Annotated in this window: 17 protein-coding genes and 3 pseudogenes; 9 read left to right on the forward strand and 11 right to left on the reverse strand. The window is 66.7% G+C overall.

Going from position 1 to position 20,691, the window contains the following annotated elements; translation table 11 throughout:
• The coding region (locus ACFWAY_RS48390) for an MFS transporter (RefSeq protein WP_378515765.1) at nucleotides 1-957 on the reverse strand (957 nt) is incomplete at its 3' end.
• 364 nt (nucleotides 958-1,321) lie between these two features.
• Nucleotides 1,322-1,483 (reverse strand): hypothetical protein, encoded by a 162-nt coding sequence (locus ACFWAY_RS48395; protein ID WP_378515766.1) that lies wholly within the window; start codon nucleotides 1,481-1,483, stop codon nucleotides 1,322-1,324.
• Nucleotides 1,484-1,706: 223 nt separating this feature from the next.
• Between ACFWAY_RS48395 and ACFWAY_RS48400 the strand changes: the two genes are divergently transcribed.
• Nucleotides 1,707-1,868: a hypothetical protein gene (locus ACFWAY_RS48400; RefSeq protein ID WP_378515767.1), complete on the forward strand. Its 162-nt coding sequence runs from the start codon at nucleotides 1,707-1,709 to the stop codon at nucleotides 1,866-1,868.
• 556 nt (nucleotides 1,869-2,424) lie between these two features.
• Here ACFWAY_RS48400 and ACFWAY_RS48405 read toward each other — a convergent pair.
• Nucleotides 2,425-2,637 (reverse strand): annotated as a pseudogene (locus tag ACFWAY_RS48405) (ArsR family transcriptional regulator); the annotation flags it as partial.
• 142 nt (nucleotides 2,638-2,779) lie between these two features.
• Nucleotides 2,780-5,080: a choline BCCT transporter BetT gene (gene betT, locus ACFWAY_RS48410; protein ID WP_378515768.1), complete on the reverse strand. Its 2,301-nt coding sequence runs from the start codon at nucleotides 5,078-5,080 to the stop codon at nucleotides 2,780-2,782.
• Nucleotides 5,081-5,359: 279 nt separating this feature from the next.
• On the opposite strand from betT, the gene ACFWAY_RS48415 reads away from it, so the two are divergent.
• The 4 genes from ACFWAY_RS48415 to ACFWAY_RS48430 all read left to right on the forward strand — a co-directional run bounded on the left by ACFWAY_RS48415 (nucleotide 5,360) and on the right by ACFWAY_RS48430 (nucleotide 8,210).
• Nucleotides 5,360-5,956, forward strand: coding sequence for a hypothetical protein (locus ACFWAY_RS48415; protein ID WP_378515769.1), 597 nt, complete (start codon nucleotides 5,360-5,362; stop codon nucleotides 5,954-5,956).
• A 4-nt stretch (nucleotides 5,957-5,960) separates the two neighbouring features.
• Entirely contained in the window at nucleotides 5,961-6,608 is a 648-nt protein-coding gene (locus ACFWAY_RS48420; RefSeq protein ID WP_378515770.1) for an RES family NAD+ phosphorylase, read from the forward strand.
• 137 nt (nucleotides 6,609-6,745) lie between these two features.
• Nucleotides 6,746-7,216 (forward strand): hypothetical protein, encoded by a 471-nt coding sequence (locus ACFWAY_RS48425; protein WP_378515771.1) that lies wholly within the window; start codon nucleotides 6,746-6,748, stop codon nucleotides 7,214-7,216.
• A gap of 481 nt (nucleotides 7,217-7,697) precedes the next feature.
• Nucleotides 7,698-8,210 (forward strand): helicase associated domain-containing protein, encoded by a 513-nt coding sequence (locus ACFWAY_RS48430; RefSeq protein ID WP_378515772.1) that lies wholly within the window; start codon nucleotides 7,698-7,700, stop codon nucleotides 8,208-8,210.
• Nucleotides 8,211-8,748: 538 nt separating this feature from the next.
• On the opposite strand, the gene ACFWAY_RS48435 is transcribed toward ACFWAY_RS48430, so the two are convergent.
• The 3 genes from ACFWAY_RS48435 to ACFWAY_RS48445 all read right to left on the reverse strand — a co-directional run bounded on the left by ACFWAY_RS48435 (nucleotide 8,749) and on the right by ACFWAY_RS48445 (nucleotide 12,315).
• Nucleotides 8,749-9,801, reverse strand: a complete 1,053-nt coding sequence (locus tag ACFWAY_RS48435) for an SEC-C metal-binding domain-containing protein (protein WP_378515773.1) — start codon at nucleotides 9,799-9,801, stop codon at nucleotides 8,749-8,751.
• A 583-nt stretch (nucleotides 9,802-10,384) separates the two neighbouring features.
• The gene (locus tag ACFWAY_RS48440) at nucleotides 10,385-11,641 is read right to left on the reverse strand and encodes a M20 family metallopeptidase (protein WP_378515774.1); all 1,257 of its coding nucleotides are present in this window, start codon (nucleotides 11,639-11,641) and stop codon (nucleotides 10,385-10,387) included.
• Complete coding sequence (locus ACFWAY_RS48445; protein WP_378515775.1) at nucleotides 11,641-12,315, reverse strand: trimeric intracellular cation channel family protein; 675 nt, start codon at nucleotides 12,313-12,315, stop codon at nucleotides 11,641-11,643. The genes ACFWAY_RS48440 and ACFWAY_RS48445 overlap by 1 nt, the downstream gene beginning before the upstream one ends.
• A 343-nt stretch (nucleotides 12,316-12,658) precedes the next feature.
• On the opposite strand from ACFWAY_RS48445, the gene ACFWAY_RS48450 reads away from it, so the two are divergent.
• The 4 genes and pseudogenes from ACFWAY_RS48450 (at nucleotide 12,659) to ACFWAY_RS48465 (ending at nucleotide 16,020) form a co-directional block, all read left to right on the forward strand.
• Nucleotides 12,659-13,222 carry an NADPH-dependent FMN reductase gene (locus tag ACFWAY_RS48450; protein ID WP_378515776.1) on the forward strand — a complete coding sequence of 188 codons (564 nt, stop codon included), beginning with the start codon at nucleotides 12,659-12,661 and terminating at the stop codon, nucleotides 13,220-13,222.
• Nucleotides 13,223-13,520: 298 nt separating this feature from the next.
• Nucleotides 13,521-14,365: pseudogene (ygiD, locus tag ACFWAY_RS48455) on the forward strand (4,5-DOPA dioxygenase extradiol).
• A gap of 444 nt (nucleotides 14,366-14,809) precedes the next feature.
• Nucleotides 14,810-15,124: an integration host factor, actinobacterial type gene (gene mihF, locus ACFWAY_RS48460; protein ID WP_378515777.1), complete on the forward strand. Its 315-nt coding sequence runs from the start codon at nucleotides 14,810-14,812 to the stop codon at nucleotides 15,122-15,124.
• A 146-nt stretch (nucleotides 15,125-15,270) separates the two neighbouring features.
• Nucleotides 15,271-16,020, forward strand: a complete 750-nt coding sequence (locus ACFWAY_RS48465) for a TetR/AcrR family transcriptional regulator (RefSeq protein ID WP_378515778.1) — start codon at nucleotides 15,271-15,273, stop codon at nucleotides 16,018-16,020.
• Nucleotides 16,021-16,627: 607 nt separating this feature from the next.
• Here the strand turns inward: ACFWAY_RS48465 and ACFWAY_RS48470 are convergent.
• The 4 genes and pseudogenes from ACFWAY_RS48470 to ACFWAY_RS48485 all read right to left on the reverse strand — a co-directional run.
• Nucleotides 16,628-16,804, reverse strand: a pseudogene (locus ACFWAY_RS48470) (type II toxin-antitoxin system YoeB family toxin); the annotation flags it as partial.
• Nucleotides 16,805-17,092: 288 nt separating this feature from the next.
• Nucleotides 17,093-18,436 carry an NADP-specific glutamate dehydrogenase gene (gdhA, locus tag ACFWAY_RS48475; protein WP_378515781.1) on the reverse strand — a complete coding sequence of 448 codons (1,344 nt, stop codon included), beginning with the start codon at nucleotides 18,434-18,436 and terminating at the stop codon, nucleotides 17,093-17,095.
• A gap of 1,145 nt (nucleotides 18,437-19,581) precedes the next feature.
• The gene (locus ACFWAY_RS48480; RefSeq protein WP_378515779.1) at nucleotides 19,582-20,043 is read right to left on the reverse strand and encodes a pyridoxamine 5'-phosphate oxidase family protein; all 462 of its coding nucleotides are present in this window, start codon (nucleotides 20,041-20,043) and stop codon (nucleotides 19,582-19,584) included.
• 248 nt (nucleotides 20,044-20,291) lie between these two features.
• The gene (locus ACFWAY_RS48485) at nucleotides 20,292-20,432 is read right to left on the reverse strand and encodes a hypothetical protein (RefSeq protein ID WP_378515780.1); all 141 of its coding nucleotides are present in this window, start codon (nucleotides 20,430-20,432) and stop codon (nucleotides 20,292-20,294) included.
• Nucleotides 20,433-20,691: the final 259 nt, after the last annotated feature.

Below are 20,691 nucleotides of genomic sequence, written 5' to 3' on the forward strand. Positions count from 1 at the left end.
GAACATGCCCACGCTGACGGGCAGCAGCATCAGACCCGACTCGGTAAGCGAAGCACCAAAGCCGTATCCCGCGGACGCGGGTGTCTGCAGAAACTGCGGCAGGAAGCCGAATGCGGCGTACATGCCGACCCCCATCAGCAGCGCCAACAGGTTGGCGGCCCAGACGCTGCGGATTCGCATCATCTTCATGTCGATCAGCGGGTTGGCGGATCGCGATTCAACCGCCACCCAGGTCACCACGATGACCGCGGCAGCCACGAGTAGCCCGACGACGATCGGAGAACCCCACCCCCACGCGGGCGCCTGACTCACCCCGAGCAACAACGCGACCAGCCACCCGGACAGCAGCAGCGCGGTGAGCCAATTGATCTTCCCGGCAGTGCGAACGGGGGACTCGGGGACCAGAATCTGCGCGGCCGACCCGGCCAGCACGACCATGATCAGCGGAATCCAGAAGAGCCAGTGGTAACTCAGCACGGCCACGATAGGACCGGCGAGGACGATGCCGAGACCGGCGCCGACCGCGGTGAGCGCGGCGATGACGCCAACCGCTCCCACCACCTTCTCCTCCGGGAACTCGTCGCGGATGATGCCGAACGCCAAGGGCAGTACACCGCCGCCGATTCCCTGGATCACCCGCGCGGCGATCATCACCGGCAGCGACGTGGCCAGGGCCGCGAGCAGAGATCCCGCCGCCAGCGCGACGAGGGCAACCACGAACACACGCTTCTTGCCGTGCATGTCACCGAGGCGTCCCATGACCGGGGTGAAAATCGACGCCGACAACAGGTAGGCAGTCAACACCCACGTCACATTTGCCTGTGTCGTGCCCAGCGCCGACTCGAGGGTGGGCAGCACCGGCATCACCAGTGACTGCAGAAGCGCAAAGGCCCCGACACCGATGGTGAGGACAGCAAAAGTCAGCTGATAGTGCGTCCGCATCGAAGCGGTTTTCATGAATACTCCCAACAAAGCGGAGCGTTCACTCCGCATGCAGGGGAACTTAGCAGTCCTAATCGAAATACGCCTGGTCCGAGATCAGCATCACATGACGATCGCCTCGCACATGAGAGCTTCATCGACTGCGACCCAACCACTTCCGCGGAATTGCACGTTCAAGCCCGAGTGGCCACGGATGCTCAGGGGTGGTGGTCACGGGGCCCATCGAGTGATGACAAACCTACCGAGTGGTAGGCGGCGACCAACGCCCGATCGGCTCGCCGCTGCCCTTGCTGCTCACGGTCACCGACGGTACTGATATTGCGAGGCACCCACGCCCCGAAGACCACGCTGACCGGAATCGGCGCCCCGCTCGCCGCACCTACTTCGCCTGATCGGTCCGAACGCCGGACACGACGCCGATCACCGGATTTACCGGCGGCGGCTCGGGTCGATGAGAGTGAGCACGAGCAATCAACACCGCACCCGCCGTGAGGAATCCGGCAGTGGTCACCGCGACCACGACCGTCGCCGGCGCAGTCATGACACCGACCCCGACCCCGACCCCGACCCCGAATGCGACACCGGATACCCCACCCAACACCAGGCAGACCACCCCGCCGACACCAGCACAACCCTGACCACCATCACCCCTCCCGCCGCCACGCACAACACTCCTTCGACCCCCACACCACCAATCGAACGCTACGGCGCCGGACGGCACCGGTCTGCCCACCAGAATCGTCCTCGGCACCTACCGTGGGCCGATGGGACCGCGCCGACTGGTGCTCGACCTATACCCACCGCATCCACCCCGTGACCTACTCGACATCGCGGCCACCGAACTCACCGAACGCGGCACCCGCGGCCGCACAACCCTCGAACTACGGACCACCGGGCCGACCGGAACCGCCGACCGACGTCCGTGATGTGATTTTCGTCGACGGTGCCGGCGATGTACGACCCCCGCAGGCGCGGAATGGAGGACCGAGATGACCGAAGTCGACTACATCGACGTGGTCGGGGCGGAGTCCGTGCTCGAGGTGGCCGAAGCGGTCGCCACGCTGCTCGGGGGCCGGATGGAGATGGGCGGCGAACCCGGCCGCATCGTGGTCACCGGTGCCCCCGATCCCGACCTTCGGGTCGTCATCGGGCTGGCGATCAACGACCGCGGGATCCCCGAAAGGTGGACCCGGCGAATCACGATCACCCACGATCGCACGAGCGACGAACGCCGCCGCTGGACACAGCACCTACACCGCGCCCTCACCGAACGCCGCGACTGGACACTCACCCAAATCCCCGGCGACCCACCACGACCCCACCCACCCCACCCTCATCGAACGCCCCGGGAACATGACCCACCCCGCGGAAAGACACACCCAGGAACCCCGACACCGCCACCTCGTGCACGCGGGGAAATCAAGGCCGGGCAGGCGCACCGACCGGCGGGGCAGCGGGCGCTTTCGGCCATCGGTCCGCTCCGGCGACCACCGGCCCGCACCCGCGCAGGCAGGCCAGGTGGTTCGACAGGATCTGCCCAGACACCCCGATCGGCTCCGCCAGCTCGGACGGGTGCCCGGGTTTCTGCCTCACGCTCACCACACCTCGGGTGCGCGTCGAATCGGACAGCGCATACTCGACCTTCGACAACGCATCTGCGTGCGTCTCGGTGAACCGCCTGGACGGTCGAAGCAGAACTGGCCGCAGGAGCAGCTTGTGCAGGCGCGCCCCGGGTTGTGATGGCGGATCGCGCCGACGGGTCGGCGGCCGGGACCGCGCCGGGGCGCCCGGGCAGGGCGGGGTGGGCACGTCGAACTCTGCCGGCGTGCCGAGGGAGCTATCGGCCGGACTCGTCGTCGTCGACCGGCTCGTCGTCGATCCGGTCGTTGTCGATCCGCTCGACGTCGTCCGCGGTGACGGGGATCTGTGCGGTCGCCTCCGGGGTGGTCGGCACCGGCGGGGTCAGCACCGAGGCATAGTCGTGCTCACTGGAGTAACGGAGGAACCCGAGGTGGGCCTCGTAGCGGTCCAGAACGTCATTGATGACCTGCTGTGGGGTCAACCCCATCAGGTCGTAGCCCTCCGAACCGGTCTGGGTGAACACCTCCAGCCGGTAGTAGACGTCGATCTCCCGGGGCACACTGCGCCCACCGAACATCGGCACCGGTGCCTCGACGGCGGCAACCTGGTAGTGGAAGTTGCGGTGCTCGGCCATGTTGACGACGAGCGTGTGCTGCGCGATGCCGGTGTCCGCGTTCGGGGTGGTGGTCAGTCTTGCCTCGTACCCGAGTTCGGTGAACTCGTCGGCCACATCGCGCAACGCCGGATGGACCACTCGGTCCGCGAACTGGGCCACCGCCTTCTTCGACGGGTAGGACCTCAGGCTGCCCAGTCGCTGCCGCCACGTCTTCTCCGGGGCCAGCCCACCGTGCACGGCCACCGAACGGCGACGCAGCATCTGACCTTCCCGCTCGGCCCGTTCCATCCTCAGGGCCTTGGAGAAGGAGGCCATCACGAGGTAGGCGATGATCGTCACCGGCAGCGCGAAGATGAGGGTGGCGTACTCCATCGTCGTCACGCCGCCCGCGACGAGCATCGCGACCGTGAGTACCGCGGTGACCAGGGCCCAGAAGATCCGCAGCCACTTCGCGCCGTCCACCGCCGGGTCGGGGATCGACGAGGAGAAGTTCGACATCACCAGGGCACCGGAGTTGGCGCTGGTGAGGTAGAACAACAGACCGGACAGGGTGGCCAGACCGATGAGGAACGGTGCGCCCGGAAACATCTCCAGCAGGGCGTACCAGCCGTGTTCGGGGCTGTCGATGGCCAGCTGCGCAAATTCCCGGTTGCCGTCGAGGACCTCGCGCATGGCACTGTTGCCGAAGATCGACACGATGAAGAAATCGCACAGCACCGGCGCGGTAATGGCGGCGATGACGAATTCGCGCAGGGTGCGCCCACGGGAGATCCGGGCCAGGAACAGTCCCACGAAGGGTCCCCACGCCAGCCAGAAGGCCCAGAAGAACAGGGTCCAACTGGCCATCCACGCGGAACCGTCGCCCTCGTAGGCGAAGGTCTGCAGGGTCCGCTCGGGCAGGGAGAAGGCGAAGCGGCCGATGTTCTCGACCATGGAGTTGAGCAGGAACGCGGTCTTGCCGGTGACGAGGATGTACAGCATCATCGCGGCGGCGGCCCACAGATTGAGCTCGGAAATCACACGGATGCCCTTGTCCACACCCGAGGTGCACGCGGCCACGGTCATGACGACGGCAACCAGCACCAGCGCGATCTGCAGCGCGAGCCCCTCCGGTAACCCGAAAAGCGAGGCGAATCCCACGTTGAGCAGGATCACGCCGATCCCCATCGAGGTGGCAACACCGAAGACCGTGCCGACGAGGGCGAAGATGTCGATCACATCACCGGTCACTCCGCGGACCCGCTTGCCCAGCAGCGGGTAGAGAGCGGCCCGGATCGATAACGGCATGCCCCAGCGGTAGGCGAAATACCCCATCGCCATGCCCAACAGCGCGTAGATGGACCAGCCGGCGACACCGTAATGGAACATCGTCCAGACCACCGCGTCCTGGGCCGCTTCCGCGGACTCCGGAGTTACCGACGGCGGGCTGATGTACTGGGTGATCGGCCCGGTGACCGAATAGAACAGCATGTCGATACCCACGCCGGCAGCAAAGAGCATGGCCACCCAGGTGAACCAGTTGTACTGGGGCCGGGAATGATCCGGTCCGAGCCGGACGCTGCCCTCCTTGGAGAACGCCACCCACAGGACGAAGAGCATGACCAGGGTAACGGTCAGGACATAGAACCAGCCGAGGTTCGTGGCGATCGACGTGACGACCGAGTGCATGGTTTCGGCGGCGTGGGTGGGGACCACCATCGCCCAGATCGAGAACGTCAGGACGATGACCGCCGAGATGATGAAGACGCGCCAGTTGACCCGGGGGCCGCGGTGTTCGGCGAGTTCGGTCGGGCCCTTGCTCAACTCGGACTTGGAGATCGGCGGGCGTGTCGCCTCCGCGCCGGGATCCTTGCGCCGCTCGGGTACGCCGAACTGGCTGCGCTCGATCCGCGGCTGCGGCGGTTCGTTGCGGTCGCTGTGGGCATCCTCTGCGTCGGTCAATCAATCCTCCTTGGCTCCGGGGACACTGGCCACAGTCGTCCCCGTGCACGAGAGAATCGGCTCGGTCCATCGGTGGGTGCGTGCGGCGTGGGCACAGGGATTCCTGGCGCCTTACGGCATCCCATGGTAGGCCTGCCTGCAAGGGCACCGGCAGTGGAGGCACCCACTGCCGGGCTCGACACTGTCGGTGGCCACGCAGATGCGGGCGACACCAACTCGTCGTGCGACAGAAACGACGACAGAGTACACTGTCAGTACTGTCGCAACGGAGGAAATGTCATGAGCATCGATCATGATCTCGGCGCGGAGCTACGCGCCCTGCCCGATGGCGAGTTCTTCACCCTCCTCGCCCGAGAAGTCACGAACCGGGAATCGATGAGCTCGGTGCGAGAGACCCTGCTCTCGCTGGTCGCCTCCGGCCCCACCCTCAGCGCCTCCATCGCCGCCGCAGTGCCCGCGCACGCGGTGACCGCATCGATCGCGCGGGCCCGGATCGAGACCGCCGCGCGGCAGGCGATCTTCGAACACCCACACCTCGAGGCGGCCGATGTCGCCGACGTGCTGCGTTCACGCGACAGCAACCGACGCAGCCCCGCCAGCCGGTTACGCGAACGCGGCGACATCGTCGGATACGAGATCGGCGGCCGCTACCTGTACCCCAGTTTCCAATTCGACGCGGCGACCGCGAAGGTGCGACCACTCGTCGCGGAGATCAACCACATCCTCGACGCCAAGCACGACCCGTGGGGGGTCAGCTCCTGGTGGCTCAGCCCGTCCGGGTGGCTCACCGAGGGGCAGTCGCCCGCCGACCTCGCCGCCACCGAGGGACATGACGAGGAGGTCCGGGCCATCGCCCGCGACCTACTGGCGGACTGAGCCGGTGCCCGCGGCACCACCCCCGCACGATCTCACCGGGAAACCCGTCCGCGTCCCCCTTCCCCAGGGCACCGAACTGTGGCGGATCCATCACAGCAGCTATGGGGCCAACGCGGTGAATCCGACGGCGCAGCCCACCGTTCCCGGCGGCGCCCGCTTCGACAGCCTCACCGGTGACTACGCCTACACCTACCTCGGGGACTCGCCCGAGGCGGCGGTCGCGGAAACACTGTGCCGGGACCTCGCCGTGACCGGGAGCCCCCGGTTGGTGCCGCGCGCCCGGATCGCCGGCCGGGTGCTCAGCCGGCTCACAGTCACCACCGACGTCACCGTGATCGCCCTGCACGGGCCGCACCTGTCCGCGGTCGGCCAGGACACTTGGCTCACCAAATCCGATCCCTCCGACTACCTGCACACCCGAACCTGGGCCCGGGCCCTCTTCGCCGCAGCCCCCGCCGCCGACGGACTGGTGTACCGGTGCCGCCACAACGAGGACCAATTCGCGTGGATGCTCACCACCGATCCGGCCAACCCGACCCATCCCGCGCTCGATGTCGTCGGTGCCTCCGTGGACCTGAACAGCCCCGCGGGCCTGGTTCTCGTCGAACGGATCCTGGCACACTACAACGCCACCCTCGCCTCCACGATCTGATCGACCGCACTCACCTCGCCGATCTCGGACCTGGCAGGGATGTCGAGCGGACATCCCGCGGTCACGACCGAGGCGACCCGGCACCCAACATACGGGTCGGGCTCTGGTCTTGTGTGCTGAGTTCGACGGTGATGCGGATGGTGGCCGCCACCCGGAAACACATCCGGTCGGTCGAGGTCGAAATCTACCCGGGCATCGGACACGATCTGCTGTCGGCAAATCGGAACAGACGATCCCACGCTTCCTCGACTTCACTGAAAGCCACGATCCAGTCCGAGCCTGAAGCACGCGGAATCGGCCGACGCCGTGGCCAACCGACCCGGCTTCGCCGCCTGACCGGAAAGGTCTACCGGCCGCCCGCTTCCCAGGCATGGGATTCGCGCGAACCGTCGGGTGGCAGGGAATGGCTACTGCGACAGCTGTTTTCCGTAACCAGAAAATCACCCGGCGGCCGGCCACCACAGGCCCATTACCGAATGGTCACGTTCGATGTCGACCGTCAGGGCCGGATGAGCGATCACGCCACTTACGCCGCCGCGGATCTGCTGATGTCGCCGACGCCGTGGTCGCAATCCTCGCCCTGGCGCAACGGAGTGCGCGGCGGTTAAGGCCAATCTTACTGCTGCCGAGCGTTGGTGGAGCACCCTGTCCGACGATCTCACCGCCGAACGAGCCCAGCTGAAGCTGGATGCGTTCTGTCGTGTTCAGTCGATACCCCGGCTACGTCCCACAGCGGACGGACGGACGGACGGGCGTCGGTGGCGACGGTGGCCGCGAGCGAGCAGTTGACGGCGCCGCAGCGCACCAGGATGCGAGCACGCGGAGGTGGTATCGCCGATCCGACACCCCGCGACGCCTCCTACTCGCCTTCTCACTTCGTCTCAAACCGGTTGAGGAAGAGGAAGACTCCTGAATCTCTTCCACGGAAGTTCTGCGGAACGATTTCCGGCGCGGCGATGGTGCACACCCCGTCGCGAGGAATGTCCCCTCCGGGGCAGGCACTGCATCACGAGTGTGAGGGCGGGGTGCTGTTATATATGTGATGTGGTGGACATACTTGAATGAACGACGATTGGACTACCGGACCTCATGATTGACGCGGAAGGATCGATGTCGATGCGACCAGCGCACGCCCGAGCATCACTGTCGCCGCTGCGGATATATGCAGCGTTCCGTCGCACGCACCCGCAGTCTCCGGTCCCGGACGACTACGTCACCGACAACGGATACCGTCTCGGGCGGTGGCAGACCCGTCAGCGTGTCGCCCGGATGCTCGGAACACTGCCGGCCAGCCGGATCAGCGAGCTCGACGCGATCGGTTTCGTGTGGGCCGAGAACGGGCGACCCCTCCCGGCGGTCGCGAGGACGGATTCGAAGCGTCGGCGCATGTTGACGGCGATCGCCGCATACCGCGAAGAGCACGGTGACGCTCTGGTGCCCGCCAACTACGTCACCGATGATGGCGAGCAGTTGGGGCAGTGGCTGTATCGGGCTGTGAAGAAGTGGCGCGCACACAACCTGCCGGACGAGGAGCGAGCACCGCTAGCATTGCTAGGGGTGTCACCGGCGCCCCGTCCCCGGGGTCCTCGCACGGCGGCATAACTTCTCGCGTGGCGCCGATCGAGGAAGGGGTGGCCGCGGGCTCCCACGAGGAGCCCCGGCACTCGGTCGGCGAACCGCCCCCGTCCACGTCCCGCGGATCTGCGACCCAGCCGCCGACGCACGCGGTGTTCCCGGTGACCACCGTGTCCACTACGTCCCGGTACCGCGGCCGAAGTACTCCACCGCTCCCGACCGGTGGCAGTGCCGGCGCCGGCGGCCACCCCTACCGGCGCGCCGAATCGAATTGCCCGCCATCGAGTTCAGTCAACCGTGCCAGCACTGTCGCTCGACTTGCTCAGCACAACTCGACTGGACACCCAGTCACGACGTCGACGTGAACCACCCCGCCGAGTCGCTCGTGCAACGGGCTCACCCGTAAATGGCTACCCGGACGGGTTTGGACGTCGAAATCGCAGGAACGGATGCGGCTTTCGAGTGGCTCGCACCACAAACCAGCGACGCCATTCCGCCCTCCGGGCCTCACCAAATTCGTCGACGAAGAATCGCTCTTCGAACGATCGACATGGCCACGAGAACATCACCCCACAATGGTGTCTTCGGGAGCGGCCGGGGTTCGCCAGCTCCGTGCTCGTGGAAGGCAGCATTTCTTGTACTTGCGGCCGGAACCGCACCAGCACGTCTCGTTCCGGCCGGGCGGCCACACCTGTGTCGGCGCGAGCGCCGCCGCATGCTCGGCATAGTCCTCACCGGTCGCCTCCTCCATCGGGTCGAGGTTCTCACGGCCGGCGAACTCGACAAGGCCATCGACGGAGCCGGCACACAACCCGAGCCCGGAACATCCGGATTCCGCGGCGACGGTGAGGGCCATCTCGATCCGCTGCCGATAGTCGTCCCAGGTGCCGCCGTAGATCTCGCTCAACCCCGGCCAGCGTTCCACTAGTTCGGCGAACTCCTGCTGCGGCCAATACAAGACGGTCAGCGGCGTGCCCGTGTCCGCCGCCAGCGTGTCGCCCAGGATGTCGCGCAACTCATCGGCGAGGTGATCGTGCGCATCGTGCGGCAATCCGAGGTCACCACGCAGATGGTGACGAACCTGCAGCAGGTGGAACGCGATCGACGCCGCCTCGGTGTAGCCCGGGCCGCGCCCGCGGGCCTCGAGGGCTGCCCGGCGTGTCAACGCCTCGCGCACCGCGTCCGTCAACCATCGTTCGGCCACGTCCGGATGGCCGCCGTCGATCAACGCCTGCGGCACACACTCGGCCGCGTCCAGGTCGGTGGTCAGCAGCGGTCGCAGCTGCTGCAACCACGACATTCCCTCGTCCTCTCGGCCCAGGCGCAGCAGTAACTCGGCGTGGAAAGCCTCCGGAAACACCGCGGCGCGATCACCGTGCACACGTTGCGCCTCCACACCTCGCCCGGACAGCTGAAGCGCTGCGTCGAGATTCCCCGCGCGCTCATGGATCTCGGCCGCGAGCAGCAGCGCGAACCCCTCGTCGGCCCGATCGTCGAGTCGGTGCTCCTCGACCGCCGCAACCAACCCGGTCGCTATTGCCAGTGGATCCTCCACGTGAAGGGCGTCGTTACCGAGCCTCTCCAGATCGTCGGCAGTGAGCGATTGCGCGGAAACCATCCGGTGACCCTACCCGAGTGTCCGCAGCCCGAAACATGAGCAGGTGACTCGACTGTGGTTATGACCTGCGGGAACACGCGTCGGACTCGTCACGAAGCAGCAGCGACAGCGTCAGCCACGGCGCGTAGGTTTGTCATCCGACGGATGCGGGTCGGCGTGGTCACACCGCGAAGGTCTCGACCGCCGGAGAAGCCGACGGGTGAACCATAGCCAGGCTTGGCTTCGATGACGATCGATCGGGACCGCCTCGGCTCACTACCCGCCCGAGGCTCCGGCGCGGCGCTCGGACCGGTCGAGGACACGAATTCCGGGGTCACCCGTCGTGCTGTTCGTCTGACCCGAGTACAACCGCCCAATCCCCGGAGCCGCTGAAGAACGCGATCGACTGGCGGTCACGTCCACGGGCGCCGGAACTCATTCGACCTCATCCCGCCGCCGTGATCGGCGCGTCTATCGGGGCGATCGGCACTGTTGCGCCTCGGCTCCGACAGCTACTGAAGTCGGGGGCGCACCAGAGGAGCGTTCGAGCCACCTCCCGGGATCAGGGTAATCAAATGGCGGAAGCAACTGGTGCTCGGTTGTGTCACAGCCAGGCCAGGGCGGCGACGACGAGGGCCTCGGTGCCGGTGTCGAGGGTGGGTTGGATCACCGGGGCGAAACTCGCCGAATGATTGACCGGAACATCCTCCGACACCCGCCCGGCCTCCTCTGCCGTGCGGTAGATGTCGGGGTCGATGCCGCCGAACCCCCAATACGTGTACGGAACACCGAGGGCGGACGGGATGTCGCTGAAGTCCTCGCTCGCGGTCTGCAACGGCATCGCCCGGCTGCGGTCACCGAAGTGCGCGGCAAAGGCGGCCGCGACCCGTTCGGTGGTGTCGGGGTCGTTGACGGTGGGCGGGAACCGGTCGAACAACTCGAACTCCGGGTCCTTGGGTGACCCGGACGCCTGGCATTCGGCGACCACGATCCGGCGGATGGCATCGAGAATCGCGGTGCGGGTCGCGTCACCGTACGTCCGGACGTTGAGCTCGAGCACCGCATGGTCGGCGATGACGTTGCTCTTGGTCCCCGCCGAAATGTGGCCGACGGTGAGCACCGCCGCCTCCCCCGGCGCAGTCTCGCGGGAGATGACGGTCTGCAACCGGATCACGATCATCGCGGCCAACACCACCGGGTCGACCGTGGCCTGCGGCATGGATCCGTGCCCACCCCGGCCGTGGACGGTGATCCGCATGCTGTCCGCCGCGGACAGCACCGGCCCCGAATGGGTGCCGACGACCCCGGCCGGGGCGGGCAGCACATGCTGGGCCAGCGCCACATCGAACTTCGGCACCAGCTCACCCAGACCGTCGTCGATCATCGTCCGGGCGCCGTCGCCGACCTCCTCGGCCGGCTGGAACACGGTGACCACGGTGCCGCTCCAGTGCTCGGCGGCGTCGGCGAACAGCTGGGCGGCGCCGAGCAGGCAGGCGACGTGCACGTCGTGGCCGCAGGCGTGCATCACCGGCACCTCGTTCCCGGCCGCATCGGCCACGGTTGCGGTGCTGGCGTAGGGCAGTCCGGTCGCCTCCCGGATGGGCAGGGCGTCCATGTCCGCCCGCAGCAGCACGGCCGGGCCGTCCCCGTTGTTCAGCACCCCGACCACGCCGGTGCCGCCGATCCTTTCGTGCACCGAGAACCCGGCGGCGCGGAGCCGCTCCGCGACGATGCCGGCGGTGCGGTGCTCCTGGTGCGAGAGTTCCGGATGCTGGTGCAGATCCCGGTAGAGCTCCTCCTGCCAGCCCCGGATGCCGGCCAGCCCGGTCAACACCGCCTCGCTACGCACATTCGTGGCCATCACTTTTCCCTCCGCCGGCGATGCCGGACACGGTCGGGACGCCGCCAGGCGATCTGTTCCGGCAGCATCCAGCCCCGCCAGCGCGCGAGCAGGCACAACAGCGCGCCGACCGCCGTCGCCGCGACCAGCCCCGCCTGTGGGTATCCGGAGTATTGGACGAGCACCAGTGTGCCACTGGCGATCAGCGCGCACGTCGCGTACAGGGTGTTCCCACCGAACACCGCGGGGATCCGGCCCACCGCGATGTCCCGTACGGCTCCGCCGCCGACCGCGGTCACCGTGCCCAACAGCACCGCCGGCAACCAGCCCAACCCCACCGTCAGGGTCTTTTGCGCACCGGCCGCAGCCCAGCAACCCAGCGCCAGCGCGTCCACGAACGGGAACACCCGATCCCAGCCGTGTCCCTCGAACCGCACTACGAACGCGACCACCGCACCGATCAACGCCGTCATCAAGTACGCGTAGTCGGTCAACGCCACCGGCGTGCCCCGCTGCAGCAACGTGTCACGGATGATGCCGCCGCCGAGCCCCGACACGATCGCCAACGCCGCGAACCCGACCAGGTCGAACCGCAGACTGCGCGCGACCGCGCCACCGAGCAGTGCGTTGGCGAACACACCGGTCAGATCGAGCGCCCGAAACAGGTCCGGCACCGACGCGGACACAGTCGCCATCACACTGATCCTCTCCGGCCACGGCGCGAACCACGAGTCCCTTCGCACGATAACCGCGTCAGCCGCGAAACCCAGTGATCTCATCGAACCACCCCCACGCTCCCCGGCGGCGGGCCTACGATCGGATGGTTCAGCGCCAACTCCGTGAGCCGAAGCATTTCGGACATCCGAATTGGAGACAACACCCGTCCGGCCTGCCGTGAGCGGTGCCCGGCGACACCGACGGCACGGCGATGGGACGCCGGACCATCGCCGACGCCACCAACGGACCGGTGCCGATCGACGTGACACGCGCCGAGTTGCGATCGTCGGAAATCAGCAACGGTAGAAGGGTGGAACAACCATGAGCTACAAGGTCGGCTACTTCATCGGCAGCCTTTCGTCCACCTCGATCAACCGGATCCTGGCGAAGGCGCTGATCCGGGTAGCCCCCGACGATCTCGCGTTCGCCGAAATCCCGATCCGGGACCTGCCGCTCTACAGTCAGGACTACGACACCCACTACCCGCCCGAGGGCACCGCGCTCAAGGACGCCATTTCTGGGGTCGATGCTGTGCTGTTCGTCTCGCCCGAGTACAACCGCTCCATCCCGGGGGCGCTGAAGAACGCGATCGACTGGGCGTCACGTCCGTGGGGCCAGAACTCGTTCGACCACATCCCCGCCGCCGTGATCGGCGCCTCCATCGGCGCGATCGGCACGGCCGTCGGCCAACAGAGCCTGCGGGCGGTGCTCAGCTTCTGCAACGCCCGGCAAATGACCGCCCCGGAGGCCTACATCCACTACACAACCGAGGTGTTCGGCGACGACGGCACCATACACAACGCCTCCACCGAGGAATTCCTGCGCAACTACATGACCGAGTTCCGCAATCACATCCACCGAGTCCTCACCGTTCTACCGCGCTGACATCGGCGGGAAACTCCTCTGCGTACGTCACCCCCGGTTCCCGGAACCAGGTCCCTCAAAAGCAATACCCCCGTCCACCATCACACGGCCACAGGTGAACGCCCGGAACGGCAATCGCCGACGGACACGCGAGACGGGGCGACGAACAACCGATAGTACGACTCCGATCGGTGGGTCGAATCGCGCCGGCGTGGCGGGTCACCGCCACGCGAGAGAGTCGAGGACAATGACAGTGCCTCGGACTGGAGAAGGGCGACAACCCGTGAACGCAGAGACAGGCAGCAATCCGAACCCGGTGATGCCGGCCGCGTTCATCGGACACGGCAACCCGATGAACGCAATCGAGGTCAACCGCTACACCGCCGCATGGAAGGCGTTCGGGCAGGCGGTGCCCCGCCCCCGCGCGATCCTGGTCGTCAGCGCGCACTGGTACATCAACGCGACCGCGGTCACCGCCATGCCGAGCCCGCGCACCATCCACGACTTCTACGGATTCCCCCAGAGTTGTTCGACGTGCAATACCCCGCACCCGGACTGCCCGAACTCGCCACCGAGATCAGCGACACCGTCCACCCCACCTGGATCGGTGCCGATCTCGACAGCTGGGGAATCGACCACGGCACCTGGTCCGTACTCGTCCACGCCTTCCCCGACGCCACCATCCCCGTCGTCCAACTGAGCATCAACGCGGACAAGCCACTGGACTACCACCTCGAGCTCGGTGCGAAGCTGGCCCCGCTGCGCGAGCGCGGCATACTCGTCATAGCAAGCGGCAACGTCGTCCACAACCTCCGCGGCATGAACTGGACACTCGCCGACGACGGTTACGACTGGGCCAGGCGATTCAACGAAGACGCCAAGACCCGTATGCTCACCAACCCCACCGAGTTCGCGGCACTCGACGCCCACCGCGACTTCACCCAGGCAGTACCGACTCCGGACCACTTCATTCCCGCCGTGTATCTGGCCGGGCTGGCAGCGGCCTCACCGAAACCCGACATCGATGTCCTGGTCGACGGCTACGCCTACGGCTCACTGTCGATGACCGCCTACACCCTCGATCTCTCCTGCCCGACCACGACCGAATTGGGTGGATCCCCACTGCCACCGGCAGAACTCCCACCAGACGCCTCCAACATCTGAGAGCAGCCGAACACCACCACCGAAGGGCACAACCGACACCGAACGGAACAGCTACCTCGTCACGGGATTCCGCACCCCACCCGCTCGATGCCGTCGGCGAAACCCCCTCCCCATCCCCGGCCACCATCCCCCGGCCACCAGGCACACGAACGCGCCGGCGGCGGTCGCGGTCTCGGTCGCCAGGCTGGCCTCCGGATCGACGGTGCGGTGACCAGTCGGGACCGGCAGCCCTGCTACCACCCCTCAGCTCACCTGCCGGCCGGTCGGCGAGAGGGCCGCGCAGAGCCCAGATCCGCACCCCGGAGCATCCGCGTGCACGCCCTGCGGCCATGAGCCGTACACGACGCGCCCGGTCCACGCGCACATCGTCATGGCCGCACCTGGCACGATCATCACCACAGCCGGCCAGGCGATCTGGCCGAACACCGCAGCAAGGAGCACCTCATGGCATTGCCTGTCCTGACCCCGGAACAACGCGCCGAGGCACTGGCGAAGGCCGCCGAAGCCCGCAAAGCGCGTAGCGAACTCCTCTCCGCCGTGAAATCCGGCGAGCTGAGCATCGCCGCAGTCCTCGCCAAAGCCGAAACCGACGACACCGTGAAGAAGACGAAGGTGACTGCCCTGCTCAAGGCACTCCCCGGCGTCGGACCGGTGAAAGCCGCGGAACTCCTCGAAGAGTTGTCGATCGCCGAGACCCGACGGATCGGTGGACTCGGCGCCAACCAGCGCCAGGCCCTGATCCACGCAGCCGACGCCTGATCCGGGCGCACCCCGCCCTGCCACACCAGCGCATCCGGCGAGGGCCCTCTCGCCAACCTCTCGCCACCCTTCGGGCGAGGGCAGCCCCGCCTCTCGCGGCCGCGGGTCCCTTCCCTCGCCCGCGGGCGGCACCTCGTCAGTCCCCTATGAAGAGAAGAGCCGATATCGCCACCCGGAAGCAGGCGCAGCTGACACGCACCGCCGTGTTGCAGCGTGCGGGCGAAGAATTCGCCCGACACGGTTACGTGCACGCGGCCCTGCGCAACATCACCGATACCTCGCGTGGCTGTCTGTACTTCCACTTCACGACGAAGGAAAACCTTGCCCGCGCGGTGATCGACGAGGGGTTTGCTCGATTCCAGTCCGGCTGCGCACAGCGGATGGGTGCGCATAACCGTGCCGCCGAAGCGCTCATCGAATTCTCCTATGCCCTGGCCGGTTACGGGCAAGGTGACCCGGCGATCCGTGCCGCGTTTCGGTTGCTCCTCGAGATCGGCGACTATCGAGGCACCGCCCACCTCAGCATCTTCGACACCTGGAGTGCGCAGTGCCGGCAACTGCTGAGTCGGGCGATCGTCGAGGGTGATGTGCACAAGGACACCGACCCGGACGAACTCGGCCCCCTCCTGGTGGAGATCGCCTACGGGGTCCGCCTGCACACCACCGCCACCGCCATCGACCTGCCCCACTCGATGGCGGTGGTTTGGCGGCTACTGCTGCCGGCGCTCACCGACCCGGCGAAAGCACAGTACCTCCGGAAGTTTGCCGCCCGACGAGTCATGTCCGTCCCGGTACACCGCACCCGCGGACCAGCCATCCACAGTCCAGGCTACGGGCGGAGCAGCGACACACAGATCCGAAAAGGTTACCCCGATACCCGATATCGTCGCCGATGAGTTCGGAGAAGGTGAATGCGCGGCACGTGCGTGCCGTCACCCCCGCAGTTGGTGTCGCCGGACCTGACACGTCACCTCGGACGGCAAACCAGCGCGGCTTTTTCCTGAGCGGATCACCAGCTCGTGATCGATCTTGCCGCCGGCAAAACGAAACCCCGCCGACCGGGGGGTGCGGCGGGGTTTCTGCACCGATCGTCGGTGGGGGTTCGTCGATGCTCCCCGGAGCATACGCACCCCGAATGTTACTCGCGAGTACGACACGTCGATGCGGAATATGGCTCGCCCGGCCAGGATTTCGTGGGTTTCGTGCCGGGTCGCCACCCCTCGGCGATCGGTACGCTGATCCCCGGCTCGCCGGTTCACATCATCCGGTCCGGCGATTCGCACATACGGGGAGATTGTCGCGCGCACTATATGGTGCGTCGCGTCCCGATGACCGCAGCCGAGCCCGCCCGCGTGTGCCGGTGGGCCGACGACGGAGGTGTGGGCGGCGCCCGGGCCGGCACCGGGCTGCGCGCCCACGCTGGTGCCGGCGGTGGGCGGCACCAAGGCCTTGTATCTCGGCATGGTCGGCAATATGCCACCACCGCACCCCTTCCCCACCACTTCAGATCCCTATGTATATCCGCGAATTCGTGTGCCCAGCATCGTGATGCGCCGCGACCAGACGTTTCCCTCTATGTGGCGAAGGCATTCCGGTTTTCCCGATGCCCCCGTAGGGTGACCGTTTGATCTCCGTGATCAGGTCGTTGATCTTCTTCAGAACCCTGCGGTCGGTGACCGACCAATCGGTGTACCCCCCTCGACGGCGAAGGCGGCAACCCGGCGCGGTGAAGTCACCGAAAAAAACGCTTTATCGCTTGAGACCGCGGCCGGTTGCCCCTCCCCTCGGCGTACACCATGGTTCGGACCTACCGCGCCCCGCCGCCCCACGGGCTGGGTAAACGCAACTCGCGCAACTCCCGGTGGTGGTCCGTCGACACCGGACTCGATCACCACCGTCCGCCACACCAAGATCCCGCGGCACCACACCACAGACCGTGGGCAGTGGCACCGGCACGCTCCCCCGTACTCAGATGACACCGAGCGCGAACATCGCGTCGGCGACCTTCACGAACCCGGCGATGTTGGCACCGTGCACATAGTCACCGGGCATTCCGTACTCGTCGGCCGTCTCCACGGTGCGTTGGTGGATCCCGCGCATGATTGCGGCCAGGCGCTCATCGGTGTAGTCGAAGCTCCACGAGTCGCGGGAGGCGTTCTGCTGCATCTCGAGCGCGGAGGTGGCGACGCCCCCGGCGTTCACGGCCTTGCCGGGCGCGAAGGCGACACCCGCGTCGCGGAAGACCTGGATCCCCTGCGGCGTGGTGGGCATGTTCGCACCCTCGGCGACGGCGCGAACCCCGTTGCGCACCAATGTCCGAGCGGCGGCATCATCGAGCTCGTTCTGAGTGGCACACGGGAGGGCGACGTCACACGGGACGTCCCAGATGGACCCGCCCCCCACGTACGTCGCCCGCGACTGCGCCTGGGCGTAGTCGCAGATCCGCCCACGCCGCACCTCCTTGACCTCCCTGAGCAGATCGAGGTCGACGCCGCGGCCGTCCACGACGTAGCCGGAGGAATCCGAGCACGCAAGCACGATGCCGCCGAGCTGCTGGACCTTCTCGATCGCGTAGATCGCGACGTTGCCGGATCCGGAGACGACGACCCTGCGACCCGCCAGATCGGCACCTCGCGCCCGGGCCATCTCGGCGACGAAGTACGCGACGCCGTAGCCGGTGGCCTCCTTGCGGACCTGGGAACCGCCCCAGGTCAGTCCCTTGCCGGTCAGGACCCCCGACTCGTAGGAGTTGGTCAGCCGTTTGTACTGGCCGAACAGATACCCGATCTCGCGACCGCCGACACCGATGTCCCCGGCCGGCACGTCGGTGTACTCACCGACGTGCCGGTGCAATTCGGTCATGAACGACTGACAGAACCGCATGACCTCCGCGTCCGAACGCCCCTTGGGGTCGAAGTCGGAGCCGCCCTTGCCGCCGCCGATCGGCAGACCGGTCAGCGCGTTCTTGAAGATCTGCTCGAAGCCGAGGAACTTCACGATGCCCAGATTCACGCTCGGATGGAAGCGTAGACCGCCCTTACAGGGACCGAGCACACTGTTGTACTGCACCCGGAAACCACGGTTGACGTGCACGTTGGCGCGATCATCGACCCAGGGCACGCGGAAGATGATCTGCCGTTCCGGCTCGCACAGCCGCTCGATCAGGCCCGCGTCCGCATAGTTCGGATGACGATCGAGAACGATCTGCACCGACTCGAACACCTCGGCCGCGGCCTGCAGGAACTCCGGTTCGCCGGCGTTGCGGAGGGTGACCTGCCGGAAGATCTCGGCCACCCGATCACGCGCTCGCATCACCCACCCGACTCTCTGCGCTCAGCGACGGGCGAAACCTACGCTTAATGGATCGACGATGCCGCACCCAGCGGACTCCCGGCATTCGTCACACCAGCCCAACACATCGACAAGCACCACGACGATCATCGCAGCGGTCCCACTCGGCGTCCCAACGGACTCATCACAGGAATCGAACCCGAAGATCCGACATCAACCCACGAGGCTACGGTCCCGAACCTCGCCACACCACTGACATCGATTGTCTACCTGACGCCCGGAGGAATCGACCCCGAACGTCCCACACACCGGCGCGGAGATCCAGGTGAGGTCTGTGATCGACGGAGACCATAGTCGGTGGGTCGGTGAGAACGCTCCGTCGAGCGGCCCGGCTGGGGTGGGAGCGGGTGCTGGTGCACCAGCCGATACGGGACCAGGACCCTCTGGAACATCCCCACCGCCTACCAGAGGGAACGACACGATCGATCAGCACCGGTGCCCGGTCGGACTTCCACGACAACCGAGCGGGCGACGATCCGGATGCGCTGAGCAGGTACGACGGACTGCAGGCGATCCGGATCCCACGCCCACCCCGACACACCCTCTGGAACCTCTGCGGCCGCTAGAGAGCCCTAGAAAGCGCAACAACCGCCGTCAGCGCACGACCACGTGCGAAACCCATAGGTCGACATCCCGTGCAGATCGACAAAGCAGGCCACACATTCCGCTACCGTCCGAAGCATTGGGACCACATTCCATTGCCCGAGTCCCTGGCTGCACATCACCACGCCATCCGAAACCGTTGGCATCTCAGCGGATCCGCACATCATCATTGCGGCCCGCATCGGAATAAGCACTCAGCGCAACTGGCCTCGGCGCCTACGTGCCTCATCTCGGGGCGCCGCCCGCACCCAAGGCATTTGCCGAACTCGCCCACCTTCTATTTACCCCCGGAACATCGAAATAGTCGCCGGTCTGCCAGCGGTGGTCGCCTGCGAGCGGGGCAGGTGATGCGGTGGCCGCTGAGCGACCCGATATCGATGACGAGGTAGCAGTCCCCGGGAGCGGCACTCCCGAGCGCGCGGGGTCGTCGAATCCGTCGAGGCCGTCCGTGCCGGACGACAGCCCGGATCGGCTGATCGCGAGAACCGACCGGCCCGAGCGCGTCAACGACGCGATAGTCCCGACCTCGAGACCGAGGACGGTGCTTCGAAGCGGTCGAACCACGGATTGTCACTGGTGGGGATGACGAACTGTCCGCCTGGGGCGGCGAACGGGACCGGGCGCACCGCAGGGAGCGCGTCCTCGGTGTAGACCAACCGGCCGACGGGGACCGACCGCAGAAGGCCCAGGCACTCCCGGCGGTGAGGGGCCCGTCCGCGGTGGTGCGAGACGGTGCCGGGCGAGAGTCCTTGGTGTCCCGTCCTGGTCGCAGGGCCCTCCGACGTTTCCAGCATTCTCGCGCTACACCGGTCGAGACAGGGCACAACGTCATCACTGGTATCCCCTGCCTCTCGCGCACCGCACGGCCTACCGCTTACGACCGCGCGGATGCGGGGTTGGTCGGTGGCGCCGGCCGGAATCGTCACTGTAACGTCCACCTGAGAGCGACGAAGTGACGCCCGCATCTGCACATCAAGCCCTCTGCTCCTGGTCACCACGCTGGCACTCGCAATGGTCGCCTGCGGTGACACTCACACCGTGGGCGCCATTTCTGCTGTTCAGGGTGAATTGCGTGTTGGTCGCACTGTTCGGCGTCTCAGCGACCGAGATCGCGGTCGTAGCGACTATGGATCCACCGCGACAGCCTTTCGCAGGCTTGGGGTCTTCACCGTCAGGTAGACATTCCACCCGCGATGATGCACCCGTACACCAATTAGGAGACATGGCCCAAGTGGATCACCGAGGATGCCCTATGGCTCGCTCTGCCGGGCCGCCTCAGAAGTGCCTGCAGGGCCGCGGTGCCGCCGATTCCTCCGGCGAGCAACCCCAGCAGCAGTGCGACGTTGGTGTACATGTCAACCTCCCTTCGGGTGTGGTGATGGACGGACAATGTTTCGGCGGGCTTGATCCCGTGCTCACAAACGCATAGTCAGCTGAGCGGCGGAGCCGTCTCTACTTCGCTGTACCCGCTGTCGCCACGGATGCCTCTGCGAAAGTCTGCGGGCGCCGGCGCGACTTAGTGGTCTGATTCGCTAATTCGTCGGGGGTTATGCCGCTTGCAGGGTTCGGTCGTGGTGGTCGAGTCGTTCGAGGTGTCGGTGCAGGTCGGTGGT

The sequence above is a fragment of the Rhodococcus sp. NPDC059968 genome (genome assembly GCF_042738615.1).
GTDB lineage: Bacteria > Actinomycetota > Actinomycetes > Mycobacteriales > Mycobacteriaceae > Rhodococcus_F.

Bases quoted from the DNA above. Each gene is read 5' to 3' on its own strand.
- ACFWAY_RS48425 (WP_378515771.1), top strand. From the start codon at position 6,746: ATGGTGGCCGCCACCCGGAAACACATCCGGTCGGTCGAGGTCGAAATC.
- ACFWAY_RS48465 (WP_378515778.1), top strand. From the start codon at position 15,271: ATGAAGAGAAGAGCCGATATCGCCACCCGGAAGCAGGCGCAGCTGACA.
- ACFWAY_RS48415 (WP_378515769.1), top strand. From the start codon at position 5,360: ATGAGCATCGATCATGATCTCGGCGCGGAGCTACGCGCCCTGCCCGAT.
- ACFWAY_RS48445 (WP_378515775.1), bottom strand. From the start codon at position 12,315: ATGGCGACTGTGTCCGCGTCGGTGCCGGACCTGTTTCGGGCGCTCGAT.
- ACFWAY_RS48400 (WP_378515767.1), top strand. From the start codon at position 1,707: ATGGGACCGCGCCGACTGGTGCTCGACCTATACCCACCGCATCCACCC.
- ACFWAY_RS48435 (WP_378515773.1), bottom strand. From the start codon at position 9,801: ATGGTTTCCGCGCAATCGCTCACTGCCGACGATCTGGAGAGGCTCGGT.
- gdhA (WP_378515781.1), bottom strand. From the start codon at position 18,436: ATGCGAGCGCGTGATCGGGTGGCCGAGATCTTCCGGCAGGTCACCCTC.
- ACFWAY_RS48430 (WP_378515772.1), top strand. From the start codon at position 7,698: ATGATTGACGCGGAAGGATCGATGTCGATGCGACCAGCGCACGCCCGA.
- ACFWAY_RS48440 (WP_378515774.1), bottom strand. From the start codon at position 11,641: ATGGCCACGAATGTGCGTAGCGAGGCGGTGTTGACCGGGCTGGCCGGC.
- ACFWAY_RS48450 (WP_378515776.1), top strand. From the start codon at position 12,659: ATGAGCTACAAGGTCGGCTACTTCATCGGCAGCCTTTCGTCCACCTCG.
- mihF (WP_378515777.1), top strand. From the start codon at position 14,810: ATGGCATTGCCTGTCCTGACCCCGGAACAACGCGCCGAGGCACTGGCG.
- ACFWAY_RS48480 (WP_378515779.1), bottom strand. From the start codon at position 20,043: ATGCGGGCGTCACTTCGTCGCTCTCAGGTGGACGTTACAGTGACGATT.
- ACFWAY_RS48395 (WP_378515766.1), bottom strand. From the start codon at position 1,483: ATGACTGCGCCGGCGACGGTCGTGGTCGCGGTGACCACTGCCGGATTC.
- ACFWAY_RS48485 (WP_378515780.1), bottom strand. From the start codon at position 20,432: ATGTACACCAACGTCGCACTGCTGCTGGGGTTGCTCGCCGGAGGAATC.